Below are 17283 nucleotides of genomic sequence, written 5' to 3'. Positions count from 1 at the left end.
TCCAGGTCAAACGTGACGGCCACCACGGCGGGTGGCCGTCACGTCCGGGTTCAGACCGCCTTGGTGCCGCGGGCGGCCGCGGTTTCGTCCACCCAGTACGCGGTGTACGAGGTGTCGGTGCGCAGCCCGGCCGCGTTGGCGCTCCAGGCCTCCAGCCGCAGCACGTACTGCGTCCGGTCCGCCGGGACCGTGAACTCGAACGCCGCGGTGCCGTCGGCGCCCGGACCGACGGTGACCGCCGGACCGGAGTCCACGCTGTAGCCGTAGGACGCCAGACCCGGCTGGACCGGCGTCAGCGTGCAGTGGACCACCTGGCCGGGCCGCAGGGACCCGCTGCCGTCACAGGTGAGCGGCGGGGCGGCCGACCGCGGGGAGAACCAGTAGTAGCTGCCCGCCGAAACCGTGCCGTCGGCGAACGTCGTGGTCGTTTCCAGGTACTGCGAGCTCGCGGTGAGCGGGGTCAGGACGGCGCTCGCCGTCCCGTCCGGGCCCGCCGGGATCGTGGCCGGCTCCGCGCCCTGGAGGCGGTAGGTGAAGCTCACCGCGCCCGGCAACGGCGACGAGAACGTGAAGGTGCCCGGCGTCGTGACGTAGCCGCCGACCGCGTACTCCGGGTACTCCGCGCTCGTCACCTTCGGCCCGTTCGTGACGGCGGTGACGTTGACCTCGTCCTGCGCCGACACCAGCCCGGCCGCGGTCGTCGTGTGCGCGTGCAGCCAGTGCTGGCCCTGCTCGGCCGGGGTGATGGTGACCTGGGCCGTGCCGTCCGGGCCGACCGGGATCGTGACCGGGGTGCCGTAGTCCCAGTCGTAGGTGAAGGTCGCCGAACCCGGCAGCGTGGCGTGCAGGGTGAACACCGCGGGCTGCCCGGCCATCAGGCTCGGCGGCGCGTCGATCACCGGCAGGCCGCGGTCGACCGCGATCTGCGTGGTCCGGTCGGCGGAGAGGTTCCCGTTGGTCATCCGCGCCCGGACCTCGACGCGGTAGCCCTTGGCGGCGTCGGTCGGCGTGATGGTGAACGAGGCGGTGCCGTCCGGTCCCGCGGGCAGGGTGGCCTCCGGCCCGCCGTCGATCCGGTACAGGTACTCGGTGGCGCCGTCGGTGCCGTGCGGGCTGAACGTGCACTGCCGCGTCTCGCCGAGGAACGCCTGGGCCGGGGCGCAGGCCATCGACGGGCCGTTGCTGCCCACCCAGAACCGGTAGGTCGTGCTGGGCGTGCTGTTGCCGCCGGCATCGACCCCGCGCACGAGCAGCCGTTGCGGGCCGTCGGTCCGCGGGGTGAACGTGTAGGTCGCCGTGCCGCCCGGCTTGTCCGCGGTCACGTACTGCGGCGGGACGGACTCGCCGACGGCGAAGCGAACGACGTCCTGGTCGCCCCGGGCGTCGAAGGTGAAGGCGCCGGGTACGCCGACCCCGCCGGCCGGCGCGGTGTCGCCCGGGAAGTCCGTCGACGTCACCAGCGGCGCCGTCGTGGGCGGGGTGAAGTCGGTGGTGAAGCGGCAGGTGCCGCTCCACGGCCCGGCGGTCAGCTCGTCGGTCCCGCGGACCTGCCAGTCGTAGGTGACGCCGTCGGCGAGGCGGTCCTGGCCGAGCTCGGTCCACAGCGGGTAGCCCGGCGTCCAGTACTTGCCGAGTTCGGTGGTCTGCCGCTGGTCCGGGTGGCCGGCGGGCCACCAGGCGAACTCCGCGCCGACCTGGTAGCTGTCCGGGTCGGTGACGACCGCGGAAAGCCGCGTGTCGCCGAGGCCGACGGTGGGGCTTTCCGCGCAGGCCTTGCCGCGCGTGGTCAGGTTGGTGGCCGCGGCGGGTGCCTGGTTCTTCTCGAGGCTGATGGTCAGCGACGGCTGCTGGGTCCGGCCGAACCGCGGGTTGTGCTGCTGCCCGTCGGGCAGGCGCAACACCAGCGTCAGCGAGGTGCGGCCGGCGTCGATCGCCTGCTGCAGCGTCGGCGCGGCGGCCCAGTCGAGGTAGTCCGACGGGCAGACGTCGAGGGAGCCCGGGCCGGGGAGCTTGCTCAGCTCCGCGGGCTGGTTCTCCCACGTCGGCGGCTTCGCCGACGGCGCCGTCACCCACAGCTCGGTCGCCCGGGGCGCCGAGCAGTCGGCGACCGTGGCTTCGCGGCCCCACAGCTGCGCGGAAAGCACCTTCGCGCCGCGCAGTCCGGTGAGGTCGAACGTGAAGTAGGACTTCGACACGTGCTTCTTGCCGTCGGCTGTGACTTTCGCGCCGACCGGCGCGTTGCCGGCCGGGTTCACGAAGCTCTTCTTCGGCTGGGCCGAGTCGGTGTACGACCACGACGTCGAGCTGATCGACGTGAGGATCGTCGCCGACGCCGGCGCCGCGGTGACCACGGTGGTGCCCGCGACCAGCAGCGCCGCCGTGATCCCCGCTCTCGCGGTTCTCGTCATCCTGGAGCCCAAAAGGCTCACCCCCTGCTTTCCTCCCCTGAGCCGCCGGGTACGGCGGCTTCGGCAACCACACGCGCAAAGGGGCTGGATGGTTGGGCAGGGAACGGAAAATCCGGGGAGGCCGGCCGACCGGCCTCCCCGGATCCGAGGGAGCTGCCTACTTGCCGCTGCCGTACAACGCGCTCACGTCCGCGTCGGACAGCGCCCGGTCGTAGACGTGCACCTGGTCGACCGCGCCGTTGCGGAAGTCGACCGGGCCGCCGCCGTACTTGCCGCGGCCGATCACCGTGTGGCCCGTCGAAGCGTCGCCGAGGCAGACGCTCTTCGTGGCCACCAGCTGCCCGTCCACGTACAGCTTCAGCGTGCCCGCGGCCGCGTCGCGGACGCCGACCACGTGGTACCAGCGGTTCGCTTCCGGGGCCGTGGGCGCCAGGGCCCGCGTGCCGACGAAGCTCATCGCCAGGCGGTGGTCCTGGCCCGAGTACTGCAGGAAGAACGCGCTGGTGCTGTCGCCGTCCTGGCTCACCACGGTCTGGAAGCCGTCGCCGACCGCGTTGAACTTCACCCACGCCGCCGCGCTGTAGCTGCCTTCGGTGTTCACCAGCGCGGCGCCCGTGTCGGCGTACTGGCCCGACCCGTTCACCGCGAGCGCCGAGCCGCTCTTGCCCGCCGTCCAGGACGCGCCGCCGACGAGCGTGGCGTCGTGGTCGCCGACCGAGTCCGCGGCCGTCGTGCCGGTGTTCTCGTCGAACCCGTACGCCGCGATGCCGTCGATCCCCGGCGTGCCCGCGGGCACCGGAGGACCGGACGTCACCGGAGCACCCGTCGCGCCCTTGATCACGGCCAAGTTCGCCGCGCGGACCGCCGCGAAGTCCATCTTCTTCACCTGCCGGTCGTAGGTGAAGAAGCCGTTGACCTCCTTCTCGACGTCGGTGGTCTGCGTGTAGACGCCGGCCGAAACGCCGCAGCGCTGGGCGACCAGCAGCAGGCGCTGCTGGAGTTCGCCGTAGCGCCGGGTCAGCGTCGCGCTGTCGGGCTCCATCTCGTAGGCGAAGCTGCCCGCCGGGTCGAACTCGTGCCCGGCGACCTTGAGGCCGAGCCCGCCGTACTCGCCGTCGACCGCCGCCCGGGTGCCGGTCTGCACCGGTGTTCCGGGCCCGGTGTAGGTGTGGTCGTCGTAGATGTCACCGCGACCGCTGTCCGGTTCGGACCGGCAGCAGTTGACGCCGGATTCCGCGTTCACCAGCCGCGACGGGTCCCAGGACTTGACCTCGTCGGCGATCCGGCCGACTTCGTAGTCGCCCCAGCCTTCGTTGAACGGCACCCACGTGACGATCGACGGGAAGCTGCGGTGCTGGTCGATCATCCGCTTCATCTCGGACTCGTAGTTGACGCGCGACGCCGCCGACGGCTCGACGTCGTCCTTCATCGCCGGCATGTCCTGCCAGACCATCAGGCCCAGCTTGTCGGCGTAGTAGTACCAGCGGTCCGGCTCCACCTTGATGTGCTTGCGCACCATGTTGAAGCCGAGCGCCTTCTCCTGCTGCAGGTCGAACTTCAGCGCGGCGTCGGTCGGCGCGGTGTAGATGCCGTCCGGCCAGAAGCCCTGGTCGAGCGGGCCGACCTGCATGACGAACTTGCCGTTGAGCAGCATCCGCTGCTTGCCGTCGGCGGTCTTGCCGACGCTGATCGACCGGATGCCGAAGTACGAACCGACCTCGTCCCCGCCGGAGAGCTTGACGCGCAGGTCGTAGAGGAACGGGTCGTCCGGCGACCACAGGTGCGGCCGGTCCACCTTGAGCTTCAACGGCTTGTTCGCGTCGCCGGACACGCGCCCGACCGGGCGGCCGTGGTCGTAGGCGACGGCTTCGACGCGCTGCTTGACCGGGCCGCCGACCACGGCGTTCACCGTGACCGAGCCACTCGCCACATCGGGCGTGACGTCGAGGCGGTCGATGCGCGCGGAGGCCACCGGCTCCAGCCAGACGGTCTGCCAGATGCCGGAGGACGGCGTGTAGAAGATGCCGTCGCCGGGCTGGCGCTGCTTGCCGATCGGCTGCCCGCCCTGGTCGTTCGGGTCGGCGACGCCGACGACGACCTCCTGCGACCTGCCCGTGGTGAGCGCGTCGGTGACGTCCACGGACCAGGCGTCGTAGCCGCCGGTGTGGCGGCCGGCCGTCTTGCCGTTGACGATCACGGTGGCGTCGTAGTCGACGGCCTGGAAGTGCAGCAGCAGCCGCTGCCCGCCCTTGCCGACCTGCCAGTTCTTGGGGACCTCGAACGTGCGGCGGTACCACATGTTCGTTTCGTGGCGCATGATCCCGGACAGCGCGGACTCGACCGGGTACGGCACGAGGATGCGCTCGCCGAGCGTCTTGCCGACCGGCGCGGCCTCACCCGGGGTCGCCTTGGCGAACTCCCAGACACCGTTGAGGTTCTGCCACTTGTCGCGGGTCAGCTGCGGCCGGGGGTAGTCGGGCAGGGCGTTGGCGGGGGAGACGTCCTGCGTCCAGGGCGTCGACAGCGGCGGGGTGAGCCGTTGCCACTGCGGCGCGTCCGCGGCACTGGCCGCCGGCACCGTGCCGAGGCCGGCCACGGCGACCGCGAACGCGGCGGCCGCGGTCAGCCATCTCCGGGTTTTTCGGGCAAGGCTGAACATCGTTGAGACCTCCTGATGAGGGGGAAGGGGCTCAGCGGGTTCGGGAACGCGCCAGCAGGCGCTGGATCACCACGACGACGAGCAGGAAGGCCCCGCTCACCACCGTCTGGTAGTTGGAGTCGAGGGTGCCGATCTGGTTGATGACGTTCTGGATCAGCGTGCGCAGCAGCACGCCGACGAGCGTGCCGATGATCGTCCCGGCACCGCCGGTGAGCAGCGTGCCGCCGATGACGACGACCGAAATCGCGTCCAGTTCGGTGCCGACGCCGATCACCGTGACGCCGGACTGCAGGTATGCGGCGGTGAGGACGCCGGCGAACCCGGCGAGCGCGCCGCTGAGGGTGTAGAGGCTGATCTTGGTGCGGGCCACCGGAAGGCCCATCAGCAGCGCGGACTGCTCGGCGCCGCCGATGGCGAACACCGACTGGCCGAACCGGGTGCGGCGCAGCAGCAGGCCGCCGAGCGCGAACAGGATGAGCGTGATGTACACCGGGACGCCGACGCCGAAGATCGTGCCCTGGCCCAGCCAGAGGAACGCCGAGCCGGGGTCCACTTTGTACGTCGTCGCGCCTTCGGAGGTCAGCGCGAGCAGGAGTCCCCTGGCGAACAGCAGGGACGCCAGCGTCACGATGAACGGCGCCATCCCGGTGCGGGCGATGAGCAGGCCGTTGATCAGCCCGATCAGCGAACACACCGCCAGCGGTAGCAGGATCGCGACGACCAGCCCGTACTGCGCGCCGTACGCGGCGAGGACGCCGCCGAGCGCGTAGTTCGAGCCGACCGACAGGTCGATGCCGCCGGAGATGATCACGAACGTCATGCCGAGCGCGATCACCGCGAGGAACGAGCCCTGCAGCACGAGGCTGCGCAGGTTGTCCGCCGTGCCGAAGTGCGGGAAGGCGAACCACGCGGCGGCCACGCCGAGCACGAGCACGACGGCCGCGCCCTGCCGTTGCAGGACACCGGCGAAGGCCGCGTTGCGGGCCTGGGTCTGGGTGGCGGTCATCGGCTGCTCCGCTCGCGCGCGACGTAGACCGCGACGACGATGATGGCCGCCTGGACCATCTGCGCGGTCGAGTCCGGCAGGTTGTGCTTGATCAGGGTGGCCTGGACGAGCTGCATGAGCAGCGCGCCGAACACGGTGCCGAGCACGCGGACCCGGCCGCCGGTCAGCGGCGTGCCGCCGACGACGACCGCGGTGATCGCGGACAGCTCCATGAGCAGGCCGACGTCGCTCGGGTCGCTCGCGCCCAGCCGGGACGTGGCCAGCACGCCGGCGATCGCCGCCAGCGCCCCGGAGATGACGTAGACGCTGATGAGCACGCGCTTCACCGGCAGCCCGGCCAGGGTGCTCGCGGCGCGGTTGCCGCCGACCGCGACCAGGTGCCGCCCGAACGTCGTGCGCTGCACGACCAGCCCGGCCAGCACCGCGAGCACGCCCGCGACGATGACCATGACCGGCACGCCGAGCAGGTCGCCGGTGCCCAGCTCCAGGAAGTCCTGGTTGCGCACCTGGATCAGCTGGCCGTGGGCGATCACCAGCGCGAGCCCGCGCCCGCCGACCAGCAGCGCCAGCGTCGCGATGATCGGCTGGATGCCGAGGTACGCAACGAGGTAGCCGCTGAACAGGCCGGACACGATCCCGGCGATGATCGCGACGATGATCGCCGTCAGCGGGCCCGCGCCGAGGTAGAGCGGGATGAGCGCGGCGGCGATCGCCATCACCGAGCCGACCGACAGGTCGATGCCCTCGGTGCCGATCACCAGCGCCATGCCGAGCGCGACGATGCAGACCGGCGCCGCCTGCACCAGCTGGGTGCGGAAGTTGGCCGCGGACAGGAAGTTCTCGGTGAAGACCACGTTGAACAGCAGCAGCACGACGACGGCCAGGTAGACGCCGTAGTTCTGCAGCCACGCGGTGACCTTCGCGCGGTCGGGGGTTCTCGTCAGGGTGGCCTCAGACATCGTTGTCACCCCCGGGTGCTTCGGCCGCGATCGCGGTCAGGACGTTCTCCTCGGTGATGCCGTCGCCGGTGAGCTCGCCGACGACCGAGCCGTCGCGCAGCACGACCACGCGGTCGGAGCCGTCGATCAGCTCTTCCAGTTCGGACGAGATGAGCAGCACGCCGAGCCCTTCCTGCGCGAGTTCGTCGATCAGCGCCTGGACCTCGGCCTTGGCGCCGACGTCGATGCCGCGCGTCGGTTCGTCGAGCAGCAGGATCTTCGGGCCGGTGGCGAGCCAGCGGGCGAGCAGCACCTTCTGCTGGTTGCCGCCCGAGAGCTCGGACACCTTCTGCTCGGGACTGGCGGCCTTGATCCGCAGGCGCTCCATGAAGATCTTGACGACTTTGTCCTGTTTGGACTTGCTGACCATGCCGAACGGCGAGAGCGTCGGCAGCGCGGCCAGCACGATGTTCTCGCGCACGGACAGGTTCGGGATGATCCCGTCGGTCTTGCGGTCTTCGGCCAGCAACGCGATCCCGGCGCGCATGGCGGCCTTGATCTTGCCCTTCTTGAGCGGTTTCCCGGCCAGCAGCACGGATCCGCCGTCGAGCGGGAACGCGCCGACGATCGCGCGTGCGGTCTCGCTGCGGCCGGAGCCGAGCAGGCCGGCGAGGCCGACGACCTCGCCGGGCCGGATGCTCACCGAGACGTCGTGCAGCTTCCGCATGCCGGCCAGGTGCTCCGCCTTGAGCAGCGGCTCGCGGTCGACGTCGTGTTCCTCGCCGAACGCCGTGACGCCCTCTTCGCGGATCTGCTTGATCTCCCGGCCGAGCATCTTGGACACCAGCTCGATGCGCGGCAGGTTCTTGAGCGGTCCACTGTGGACGACTCGGCCGTCGCGCAGCACGGTGACGCTTTCGCAGACCCGGTACAGCTCGTCCATGCGGTGGCTGACGTAGACGATCGCGATGCCTTCGGCGTGCAAGCGGTTCAGCACCTCGAAGAGCGTCTCGACCTCGCGCGGCTCGAGCGACGACGTCGGTTCGTCCATGATGACGACCTTCGCGTCGGTCGAGACCGCGCGGGCGAGCGCGACCATCTGCTGCGCGCCGACGCCCAGGGTGTGCAGCGGGCGCTTGACGTCGTCGTCGATGCCGTAGCCCTTGAGCAGCTCGCGGGCGTCGGCGTACATCTTCGACCAGTCGACGAGGCCGGCCTTCGTGCGCGGCTCGCGGCCGAGGAAGACGTTGCCCGCGATGCTCATCAGCGGGACGAGATTGACCTCCTGGTAGATCGTGGAGATCCCGGCGCGCTGCGCGTCGATCGGGCGTTTGAACGACACCGGCTCGCCGAGGTGGCGCACCTCGCCCTCGTCGGGCTGGTAGACGCCGGTGAGCACCTTGATCAGCGTGGACTTGCCGGCGCCGTTCTCGCCGACCAGCGCGTGCACCTCGCCCGGCCGCAGCGCGAAGCTGACGTCGTCGAGCGCGAGAGTGCCGGGGAACCGCTTGGTCACCCCGGCCACCTCGAGCACCGGTGCGGTCGTCATGGCGACGTCCTCTTCGGTGGCTGCCGTCATCAGTACGCGTTCCCGACCTTCTGGGCCGCGTTGGTCTCGTCGTACTGGTCGTCGGTGATGACGATGCTCGCCGGGATGGCCTCGCCGCCCTCGAACTTCTGCAGCGTCTGGAAGGCCAGCGGGCCGAAGCGCGGGTTGGACTCGATCACGGCGTTGTAGCTGCCGTCGGCGATGAGCTGCACGGCGTTGCGGGTGCCGTCGATCGAGACGACCTTGACGTCCTTGCCCGGGGTCTTGCCGGCGGTCTTGAGCGCGTTGACCGCGCCGACGCCCATCTCGTCGTTCTCGGCGTAGACGGCGGTGATGTCCGGGTGGCTCTGGATGAGCTGCTCCATCACGGCCTGGCCCTTGGAGCGGTCGAACTCGCCGGTCTGCTCGGCGACCACGGCCAGCCCGGCCGTCTTGGCCAGCTCGTCCTTGAAGCCGGAGGTGCGGTCGGTGGTGACGTTGTTGCCGGACGCGCCGAGCAGGATCGCGACCTTGCCGGTGCCGCCGGTGACCCGCGCCATCTCCTGCGCCGCGCGCTTGCCCTGCTCGACGAAGTTGGAGCCGATGAAGGTCAGGTAGTCGGTGCAGGGCTGCGAGGTCACCTTGCGGTCGATGGTGACGACCGGGACCTTCTTGGCCTTGGCGGCGTCGAGCGCGGGCTGGAGGCCGTCGGAGTTCAGCGGCGCGACGACGAGCAGCTGGGCGCCCCGGTCGAGCATCGACTTGATGTCGCTGATCTGCTTGTTCAGGTCGCTCTGGGCGTTGGTGACCAGCAGCTTGTCGCTCGCGATGCCGAGCTTGGCGGCTTCGTCCTTGATGGACTGCGTCTCGGCGATCCGGAAGGGGTTGGCTTCCTTTTCGGACTGTGAGAAACCGACCACCGCCGTCTTGAGGTCGACCTTGGGGTAACCGGTCTTCTCCAGCGTGCAGCCGTCGGCGCTCGGTGCGACGGACTGGGCGCTGGCGGCGGGGCCACCGCCGTTGGACGGGGCGGCGGGGGTCTCTTCCCGGCTGGTGCAGGAGGTGAGCGCGAGTGCGGCGGCGGCCGCGGTGGCGGCGATCAGGAGGGGACGGGTGGACAGCGGCACGGTGACTCCTCGGGCAGCGACGGTGGGGCCCGCTCACCGGGGTGATCGGAGTCACCGCGGGAGCCTTGAGGTACTTTTTACATCGTTGGAACAACGTTGTAAACCGGCAAATCCTCGCTATGCTGCGTGCTCACCACCTGAGAAGGAGCCGCCCGTGACCGTGACGCTCAAAGACGTCGCCACGCTCGCCGGAGTGTCGGTGAAGACGGTGTCGAACGTGGTGAACGGTTACGCGTTCGTGAAGCCGGAGAACCGCAGGCGGGTCGAGGAAGCCCTGGCGGCGACCGGCTACCGGCCCAACGTCGGGGCGCGCAACCTGCGTCGCGGCCGCACGGGGTTCCTGGCGCTGATGGTGCCGGAGCTGTCGATCCCGTACTTCGGCGAACTGGCCGGCCTGGTCATCACGGCGGCCCAGAAGCGCGGGTGGAGCGTCCTCATCGAACAGACGCAGGGCACCCGGTCCCGGGAGCGCGAGACGCTGTCGTCGCTGGGCCCGCACCTCGTAGACGGCGCGCTGGTGCACCCGGAAGCCCTGGAGGCGGCGGACTTCCCGTCCCCGGGCGAGATCCCGCTGGTGATGCTGGGCGAGCACGCGGTGGACGTCTCGATCGACCACGTGGCGATCGACAACGTCCTGGCCGCCCGCACGGCGGTGTCCCACCTGGCCTCGCTGGGGCGCACGCGGATCGCGGCCATCGGCCGGAACCCCGCCCGTGGCACGTCTTCGCAGCGCCTGGCGGGCTACGAGGCGGCGCTTTCGGACGCGGGACTGTCCTATTCGGACGCTCTGGTGGCTCCGGCGGAGAAGTGGCACCGCTCGGTGGGTTCGGCGGCGATGAAGGCGCTGCTGGCGTTGCCGTCCCCGCCCGACGCGGTGTTCTGCTTCAACGACCTGCTGGCGATCGGCGCGATGCGCGCGGTCGCGGAGCTGGGGCTGCGGGTCCCGGAGGACGTGGCCATCGTGGGCTTCGACAACAACGAAGAGAGCGCGTTCTCCCTGCCGTCGTTGACGACGATCGCCCCGGACAAGGCGGCGCTGGCGGAGGCGGCGATCGACCTGGTCCACCGCCGCATCACGGGCGACAAGGCAGTGCCGGCGCAGGACATCCAGACGCCGTTCGCGCTGGAGATCCGGGAAAGCACCCGCGGCCGGTGACGTGGGAGCTGCTCACCCCGGAGGACTTCGACTGGCGTGATTGGCTGCTGGCAGCCGACCGCGGCGTGGTGCTGCACGCCCAGCTGGCGCACGGCGACCGGCGTTTCCCGATGATGCTGTTCGACTCGACGCGGATCGTCCAGGTCGTCGAGGACGAGCCGCGGCACTACTACTACGACGCGAACGTGGTGGTGGTCCCGGAGGTGACCCGCTCGGCGGCGGAGGAGGAGATCGGCCGGCTGGGGGCCGAGGGCCGGTTCGACTGGCTGCTTTCGGCGGGGCCGGGGCCGGCGGGTGCGTGGTCGTACTCGGACGGCGTTCTGTCCCGCGGCGACCGGCGGTTTCCGTTGCGGGTGTTCTCACCGGAGGAGCTGGCGGTCACGCTGGGGTGGGCGGACCTCGAGACCACCCACTGGTTCGGCAACCAGCCGCGGCCCACGCGGTTTTACGCGGAGAACTTGCTGGTGCTGCCGTCGTCCGACCCGGGCTCGGTGGCGGAAGCGGTCTCGGCGATGGCCGCCGACGGCTCGCTGGCCTGGCTGCTGGAGTGATCAGCAGGGCGCGACGGCCCCGGTCACGCCGGCCGCGCACCAGCCGGGGTGGGTGGCGAGCCAGGCGTCCCGTTCACGCAGGACTTGCTCCTGGGTGAGCCCGCGCGCGGCGTTGAGGCAGCTGCCGGTCCGGCAGTCCTCGGCCTTGGGACGCGTGGTCGGCGCCTTGCGCGCCGGCGCGGTGGTGGTCGTGGTGACCGTCGCGGTGGCCGTGGTGGTCGCGGTCTCGGTGACGGTCACGGTCACGGTCACGGGCACCGCGGTGACCGTGGTCGGCACGGGTCGCGGAGTCTGCGCGGCGGGCGTCGCGGAACAGGCACCGACCAGGACAGCGGCGGCCAGGAGTCCGGTGGCGAGAGCGGGAAACCGCATGATCGGCAGCTTTCGGGCGCGGGGAACGTGCCCGTCCACGATCGGGCTCGGCTCGCCGGGGGAGTAGGGCCGTTGGGCCCGCCTTCACCGGCGGTCGGGGCGGGTGGCGAGCCGAGCTGCCGGGGCCGCAAGCAACCCCGGCCGCGCGCTGCGATGTCATGAACGACTCGTTCATCGCGCCGGACGACATGAACGACTCGTTCATGACATCGGCGGCACCTCTTCAGCGGGCCGGCCAGTGCCACGACGGCCGGTCCAACCGTCCCTGCCCCAGCAGCTTCGTCTCCCCGTACTCCTTCTCCAGCTCCACCATCCCGACCTCCGCCACCTCGGACAGCGCCCGGATCAACGCCGACGCGTGCGAAACCACCACCACCTGCGCCTCCTTCGCCGCCGTAGCGATCAACGCCGCCAGCGCCGGGAGCAAGTCCGGGTGCAGGCTCGTCTCCGGCTCGTTCAGCACCAGCAGCTCCGGCGGGCGCGGGGTCAGCAGGGCCGCCACCCACAGCAGGTACCGCAGCGTCCCGTCCGACAGCTCCGCCGCCGACAACGGGCGCAGCAGCCCGTGCTGGTGGAACCGGACCGACAGCGAACCGTCCGTCGACACGACCGAGAGCCGGGACCCCGGGAACGCCGCGTCCACCAGGGAAGCCAGCTCGGAGGCGCGGCCCACCTCGATGATCGTCTGCAGGGCCGCCGCCAGGTCGGCGCCGTCGGGGGACAACACGAACGTGCGCGTTCCCACACGGGACTGGCGGGCCGGGGCCGAAGCGTCCGTGCGGAAGTGGTCGTAGAAGCGCCACGACCGGATGCGCTCGCGCACGACCAGCAGCTCCGGGCACGCGCGCGGGTCCGCGAACTCGCTCAGCATGCTGTCCGAAAGCCGGATCTTGAACTGCTCCGGACCCCAGCCACCCGAAGCGACGCGCGTGCGGACCATGGGGCCCGCCCGGTCCGCCAGCAGGGAAGCGGGCCGTAGGACGGGGCCGGACCAGACCGCTTCGCGCTTGAACTCCGGGTCCAGGTTGAACACCGTCTCGCCCGGGACCGGCAGGCCGAGGTCGAGGGCGTAGCCGAATTCGTCGCCCGCGAAGCCCAAGCGGAGGCCGACCGCCTTCGAACGGACCGTGCCCTGGACCGGGGCGCGGCCTTCGCGCACCGCGCGGCCGACCGCCTCCGGGCCCGCCCACAGCGTCGACGGCAGGCCGCCTTCGCGGGCCAGCGCCGCCACCGCGCCGTTGCGGGAGGCGTCCGCCAGCAGGCGCAGCGCCCGGTAGAGGCTCGACTTGCCGCTGCCGTTCGGGCCGGTGACCACCGTCAGCCCGGACAACGGCAGCACGAGATCGCGCAACGAGCGGTAGTTCGCGACGGCCAGCGTGGTGAGCATGCCCCCGAACCTAGCCGCCACCCCCGACAGTTCCGGCCGGGCGGACGATCGCGGGCCGACGCACGAAGGCCGCACCGGGCGTACCCGGTGCGGCCTCCCCCGACGACGTCAGCTGCTGGTCACTTGACCGGCATCGTCACCTCGTAGACGCGGGTCGGCGCCTTGCGCGCGCCGGCGAAGCCGCTGGCCCACAGGGATTCCACCTGCGAGGACTCCTCCGAGTTGGGGTTCGCGTTCGTGCAGGACGGGCCGGGGCCGCCGCCCGACATCAGTTCCGAGCACGGGCCCTCGTAGTGGTCCGGGAGGCCCAGCGCGTGGCCGGTCTCGTGGGCCGCGATGCGGGTCTGGTTGTACTGCTCGGCCTGGGTGTAGTCGATGAAGATGGTGCCGCTGCCGTGGCCGTCGGTCTGGGCGTACGAGCCCTGCGGGTCGTTGCCTTCGGTGTAGTGCAGCGTGGCGCCCGAAGAGCTCTCCTCGAGCTTGACGTTCGACACCGCCGCGTTCCAGTTCGCCGCGCCCGCGTTGATCACATCGCGGAAGGTGGGGGCGTCCGAGGTGTCGTAGTAGACGACCGTGGCCGCTTCCGGAGCAGCGAAGGCCGGGCCGGCCGTCAGCGGGGTCGCGATCATCGCCAGCGCGACGGCGGCGCCGGGCAGCAGGTACTTCCTGGACATCGGGACGACTCCTTGCCGTGGGGAATTTGCCGGGTTTGCGCGCGCTGGGTGTCGAACTTACAAAATCGCCCGGCTCTTGTGACCCGACTTTCGTACTGCGTGGCGAACGGTGATTTACCAACCACGGCGGAGTCTTGACATGCGCGAACGCGCATACGAGGATGCGCCGACCGGCTCAGCCGACGGGATCCGCCAGCGGGATCTCGCCCTCGCTCAGCCATGAGCCGCGCCACGTCAGGTCGTCCCTGACCAGCGGTTTTCCGCAGGCGTCGCACGTCGCTCCCGGCCGGGTGAGCTGCCCGCAGCCGGCGTGGACCAGCTTCATCGGGCCGTACGCGCTCGTCGTCGAAGTGTGCGCGTCACCCCATGCGCCGAGGGCGTGCAGCACCGGCAACGCGTCCGAACCGGCCTGGGTGAGCCGGTACTCGTGGCGGGTGCGGCCGCCGTCGCGGTAGGGGAGCTTCGTCAGCAGGCCGCGTTCGACGAGCTTGGCCAGCCGCGTCGTCAGGACGTTGTCGGCGATGCCGAGCTGGCTCCGGAAGTCCTCGAACCGGGTGGTGCCTGCGGTCGCGTTGCGCAGGATCAGCAACGTCCACGGTTCGCCGAGGATGTCGGCGGCGCGGGCGATCGGGCAGGCGTTGTCCTCCCACGTGGTGCGGCGGCTCATGCTGTGATCCCTCCTACCTGGCTTGCTCCGAGCAAGTTTACGCCGTAGGGTCGGCTTCAGCTAGCTTGCAAAAAGCAAGCCAGGTGCGAGAGGAGCTCGTCATGGACATCAAGGGTGCGGTCGTGCTGGTCACCGGGGCGAACCGCGGCCTCGGCCGCAAGTTCGCCGAAGCGCTGCTGGCGCGGGGCGCGGCCAAGGTCTACGCCGCCGCGAGGAACCCCGAGTCGGTCGATCTGCCGGGCGTGGTGCCGCTGCGCCTGGACGTGACCGACCCGGCGTCGATCCGGGAAGCGGCCGCGAGCGCGGGCGACGTCACGCTGCTGGTGAACAACGCAGGCTCGTCCACCGGGTCGACGCTGCTCGGCGGGAAGCTGGAAGACATCCGGCTGGAGATGGACACGCACTACTTCGGCACGCTGGCCGTGACGCGCGAGTTCGCGCCGATCCTCGAGCGCAACGGCGGCGGCGCGGTCCTCAACGTCCTGTCGGTGCTTTCCTGGTTCACCGCACCGCAGGTCGCGGCCTACTCCGCGGCGAAGTCGGCGGCCTGGTCGCTGACCAACGCGCTGCGCCTGGAGCTGGCGCCGCAGAAGACGCAGGTGACCGCGCTGCACGTCGGCTACATGGACACCGACATGGCCAAGCACGTCGACGGCCCGAAGGTCGACCCGGCGGTCGTGGCCGGCCTCGCGCTCGACGGCGTCGAAGCGGGCCGGTTCGAGGTGCTCGCCGACGACGTCACCCGGAACGTGCGCGCCGGGCTGTCCGGTGAGCTCCCCGGCCTCTACCCCGCGCTGGTTTCCTGACCATTCGGAATGCGGTTTCCGGCACCCCGGAATACGGCCCCGGTTCACCCGGGCGTATGAATGTGCGGGTGCCGGAGAGCGTCGCGGCCGGAATCGGCCGAACGAGGAACCGCTGGGGCGAAGGCGAACGGCTGCGCGGGGAAATCCTCGAAGCGGCGGGCCGGTTGCTGGCCGAGCTCGGCGGCGAGGACGGGCTGACGATCCGCGGTGTGGCGCGGGCGGTCGGCATCGCACCGGCGAGCATCTACCAGCATTTCTCCGATCGTGCGGAATTGGTGCGCGGGCTCCTCGACCACGAATACGCGCGGCTGGCCGAATCGATGCGCGTCGCCGAGGAGTCGCTCGGCGAAACCGACGTCATCGGCCGCATCCGCGCACAGATTCACGCCTACTGCGCCTTCGCGATGCGGAATCCGGGGCACTACCGCCTGATGCTGGCGAACGGCGCGTCCGAGCTGGAACCGGGATCCCGCCCGAAAGGCCCGTTGCTGGACGTGATCGACCGGCTGACGGCGGGGTTCGTGCGCTGCGTCGAGGCGGGGCACGAACTGCGCGTCACCCCCGGTCGCGCGGCGGCGGTGGTGTTCGTCGGCGCGCACGGGCGGGTGGCGTTGTTCCACAGTGCGCTGAACCGGACGGGGGCCGAGCTGGTGGAGCCGTTCGTCGACGAGCTGGTGTCGCTGGTGTTCGCCTGACCCCCGGCTTTCGGGGTCCGGGCGACGGCGAACGCCCCGGATGGCGCAGCGGGGTGGCGGGGCTGCCGGAAGATGCTTAGCATGGCTATGTAAATTTCCGGCAGCTCCGGGAGGTATCCGGTGGACGGTGTGCCCGCGTTTCCGATGACCCGGCGGTGTCCCTTCGACCCGCCCGCCGAACTGGGCGAGCTGCCGCCGGTTTCCCGGGTGCGGCTGTGGAACGGCGAGACGCCGTGGCTGGTCACCCGCTACGACGACGTCCGCTCGGTGCTGCGCGACACGCGGGTCAGCGCCGACTCGGACCGGCCCGGCTATCCGCACCAGAGCGCGGCGTCGGCGGCGCGGCGGCATCGGGCGAAGTCGTTCATCACCATGGACGGCGCCGAGCACGCGGCCCAGCGCAAGCTGCTGACCGGCGACTTCCTGGTCAAGAAGATGGAGGCGCTGCGCCCGGCGATCCAGCGCATCGTCGACGACCTCGTCGACGGGCTGCTGGCCGGCCCGAGGCCGGTCGACCTGGTGCCCGCGTTCGCGTTGCCGGTGCCGTCGCTCGTCATCTGCGAGCTGCTCGGCGTGCCGTACGAGGACCGGGAACTGTTCCAGGACATCACGAAGGTGATGGTCTCGCGGACGGCGACCCCGGCGGAAGCCGTGCAGGCCACCGAAGAACTGCTGGGGTACCTCGGCGGGCTCGTCGAGCGGAAGGCCGCGGCGCCGGGTGACGACGTGCTGAGCAAGCTGGCGACGACGCAGTACGCGACCGGCCGGATGACCGCCGAAGAGGTCGCGTCCATGGGGCAGCTGCTGCTGGTCGCGGGCCACGAGACGACGGCGAACATGATCGCCCTCGGCACCGTCGCGCTGCTGGAACACCCGGACCAGCTGGCGCTGGTGCGCGACGGCGACGCCGGCCTGCTGCGCCGCGCGGTCGAAGAGCTGTTGCGCTACTTGAACATCACGCACACCGGACGCCGCCGCGTCGCGACCGAAGACATCGAAGTCGGCGGCGAGGTCATCCGCGCGGGGGAGGGCATCATCGCGGCGGGCGACGTGGCGAACCGCGACGAAGCGGTGTTCGAGCACGCCGGCCGCCTCGACGTGACCCGCGAGGCCCGCCACCACGTCGCCTTCGGCTACGGCGTGCACCAGTGCCTCGGCCAGACGCTGGCGCGGGTGGAACTGCAGGTAGTCTACGGCACGCTGTACCGCCGCATCCCGGACCTGCGGCTCGCCGTGCCGGTGGCGGACCTGGCGTTCAAGGACGACATGCTCGTGTACGGGGTGCACAGCCTGCCGGTCACCTGGTGAC

At 70.9% G+C, this 17283-nt stretch carries 15 protein-coding genes; 5 read left to right on the top strand and 10 right to left on the bottom strand.

Annotated elements, in window-relative coordinates; translation table 11 throughout:
• Positions 1-50 precede the first annotated feature (50 nt).
• The 6 genes from MUY14_RS30135 to MUY14_RS30110 form a co-directional block, all read right to left on the bottom strand.
• Positions 51-2408: a hypothetical protein gene (locus tag MUY14_RS30135; RefSeq protein WP_247014268.1), complete on the bottom strand. Its 2358-nt coding sequence runs from the start codon at positions 2406-2408 to the stop codon at positions 51-53.
• A 157-nt stretch (positions 2409-2565) separates the two neighbouring features.
• Positions 2566-5067 carry a LamG-like jellyroll fold domain-containing protein gene (locus MUY14_RS30130; protein WP_247014266.1) on the bottom strand — a complete coding sequence of 834 codons (2502 nt, stop codon included), beginning with the start codon at positions 5065-5067 and terminating at the stop codon, positions 2566-2568.
• 31 nt (positions 5068-5098) lie between these two features.
• A complete protein-coding gene (locus tag MUY14_RS30125) occupies positions 5099-6073 on the bottom strand; it encodes an ABC transporter permease (RefSeq protein ID WP_247014264.1) in 975 nt (324 codons plus the stop codon).
• Positions 6070-7032: an ABC transporter permease gene (locus MUY14_RS30120; protein ID WP_247014261.1), complete on the bottom strand. Its 963-nt coding sequence runs from the start codon at positions 7030-7032 to the stop codon at positions 6070-6072. Before MUY14_RS30120 ends, MUY14_RS30125 begins: the two co-directional genes overlap by 4 nt.
• Positions 7025-8590, bottom strand: coding sequence for a sugar ABC transporter ATP-binding protein (locus tag MUY14_RS30115; RefSeq protein WP_247014259.1), 1566 nt, complete (start codon positions 8588-8590; stop codon positions 7025-7027). Before MUY14_RS30115 ends, MUY14_RS30120 begins: the two co-directional genes overlap by 8 nt.
• Positions 8590-9666 carry an ABC transporter substrate-binding protein gene (locus MUY14_RS30110; RefSeq protein WP_247014257.1) on the bottom strand — a complete coding sequence of 359 codons (1077 nt, stop codon included), beginning with the start codon at positions 9664-9666 and terminating at the stop codon, positions 8590-8592. The genes MUY14_RS30115 and MUY14_RS30110 overlap by 1 nt, the downstream gene beginning before the upstream one ends.
• A 154-nt stretch (positions 9667-9820) precedes the next feature.
• Between MUY14_RS30110 and MUY14_RS30105 the strand changes: the two genes are divergently transcribed.
• The gene (locus tag MUY14_RS30105) at positions 9821-10822 is read left to right on the top strand and encodes a LacI family DNA-binding transcriptional regulator (RefSeq protein WP_247014255.1); all 1002 of its coding nucleotides are present in this window, start codon (positions 9821-9823) and stop codon (positions 10820-10822) included.
• A complete protein-coding gene (locus tag MUY14_RS30100) occupies positions 10819-11373 on the top strand; it encodes a hypothetical protein (RefSeq protein ID WP_247014253.1) in 555 nt (184 codons plus the stop codon). Before MUY14_RS30105 ends, MUY14_RS30100 begins: the two co-directional genes overlap by 4 nt.
• Here MUY14_RS30100 and MUY14_RS30095 read toward each other — a convergent pair whose 3' ends face one another.
• The 4 genes from MUY14_RS30095 to MUY14_RS30080 all read right to left on the bottom strand — a co-directional run bounded on the left by MUY14_RS30095 (position 11374) and on the right by MUY14_RS30080 (position 14473).
• Complete coding sequence (locus tag MUY14_RS30095; RefSeq protein WP_247014251.1) at positions 11374-11745, bottom strand: hypothetical protein; 372 nt, start codon at positions 11743-11745, stop codon at positions 11374-11376.
• Between the two features lie 223 nt (positions 11746-11968).
• A complete protein-coding gene (locus tag MUY14_RS30090) occupies positions 11969-13132 on the bottom strand; it encodes an AAA family ATPase (protein WP_247014249.1) in 1164 nt (387 codons plus the stop codon).
• Positions 13133-13251: 119 nt separating this feature from the next.
• Positions 13252-13806 carry a snapalysin family zinc-dependent metalloprotease gene (locus MUY14_RS30085; RefSeq protein ID WP_247014247.1) on the bottom strand — a complete coding sequence of 185 codons (555 nt, stop codon included), beginning with the start codon at positions 13804-13806 and terminating at the stop codon, positions 13252-13254.
• 175 nt (positions 13807-13981) lie between these two features.
• Positions 13982-14473, bottom strand: a complete 492-nt coding sequence (locus tag MUY14_RS30080; RefSeq protein WP_247014245.1) for a helix-turn-helix domain-containing protein — start codon at positions 14471-14473, stop codon at positions 13982-13984.
• A 101-nt stretch (positions 14474-14574) separates the two neighbouring features.
• On the opposite strand from MUY14_RS30080, the gene MUY14_RS30075 reads away from it, so the two are divergent.
• From MUY14_RS30075 to MUY14_RS30065, 3 genes are all read left to right on the top strand, one after another.
• Positions 14575-15279 (top strand): SDR family oxidoreductase, encoded by a 705-nt coding sequence (locus MUY14_RS30075; protein ID WP_247014242.1) that lies wholly within the window; start codon positions 14575-14577, stop codon positions 15277-15279.
• Between the two features lie 131 nt (positions 15280-15410).
• Positions 15411-15974 carry a TetR/AcrR family transcriptional regulator gene (locus MUY14_RS30070; RefSeq protein WP_315863299.1) on the top strand — a complete coding sequence of 188 codons (564 nt, stop codon included), beginning with the start codon at positions 15411-15413 and terminating at the stop codon, positions 15972-15974.
• Positions 15975-16118: 144 nt separating this feature from the next.
• Complete coding sequence (locus MUY14_RS30065; RefSeq protein WP_247025309.1) at positions 16119-17282, top strand: cytochrome P450; 1164 nt, start codon at positions 16119-16121, stop codon at positions 17280-17282.
• Position 17283: the final 1 nt, after the last annotated feature.

The sequence above is a fragment of the Amycolatopsis sp. FBCC-B4732 genome, from assembly GCF_023008405.1.
Classification (GTDB): Bacteria; Actinomycetota; Actinomycetes; order Mycobacteriales; family Pseudonocardiaceae; genus Amycolatopsis; species Amycolatopsis pretoriensis_A.
This window is presented reverse-complemented; position numbering and strand designations above follow the sequence as displayed.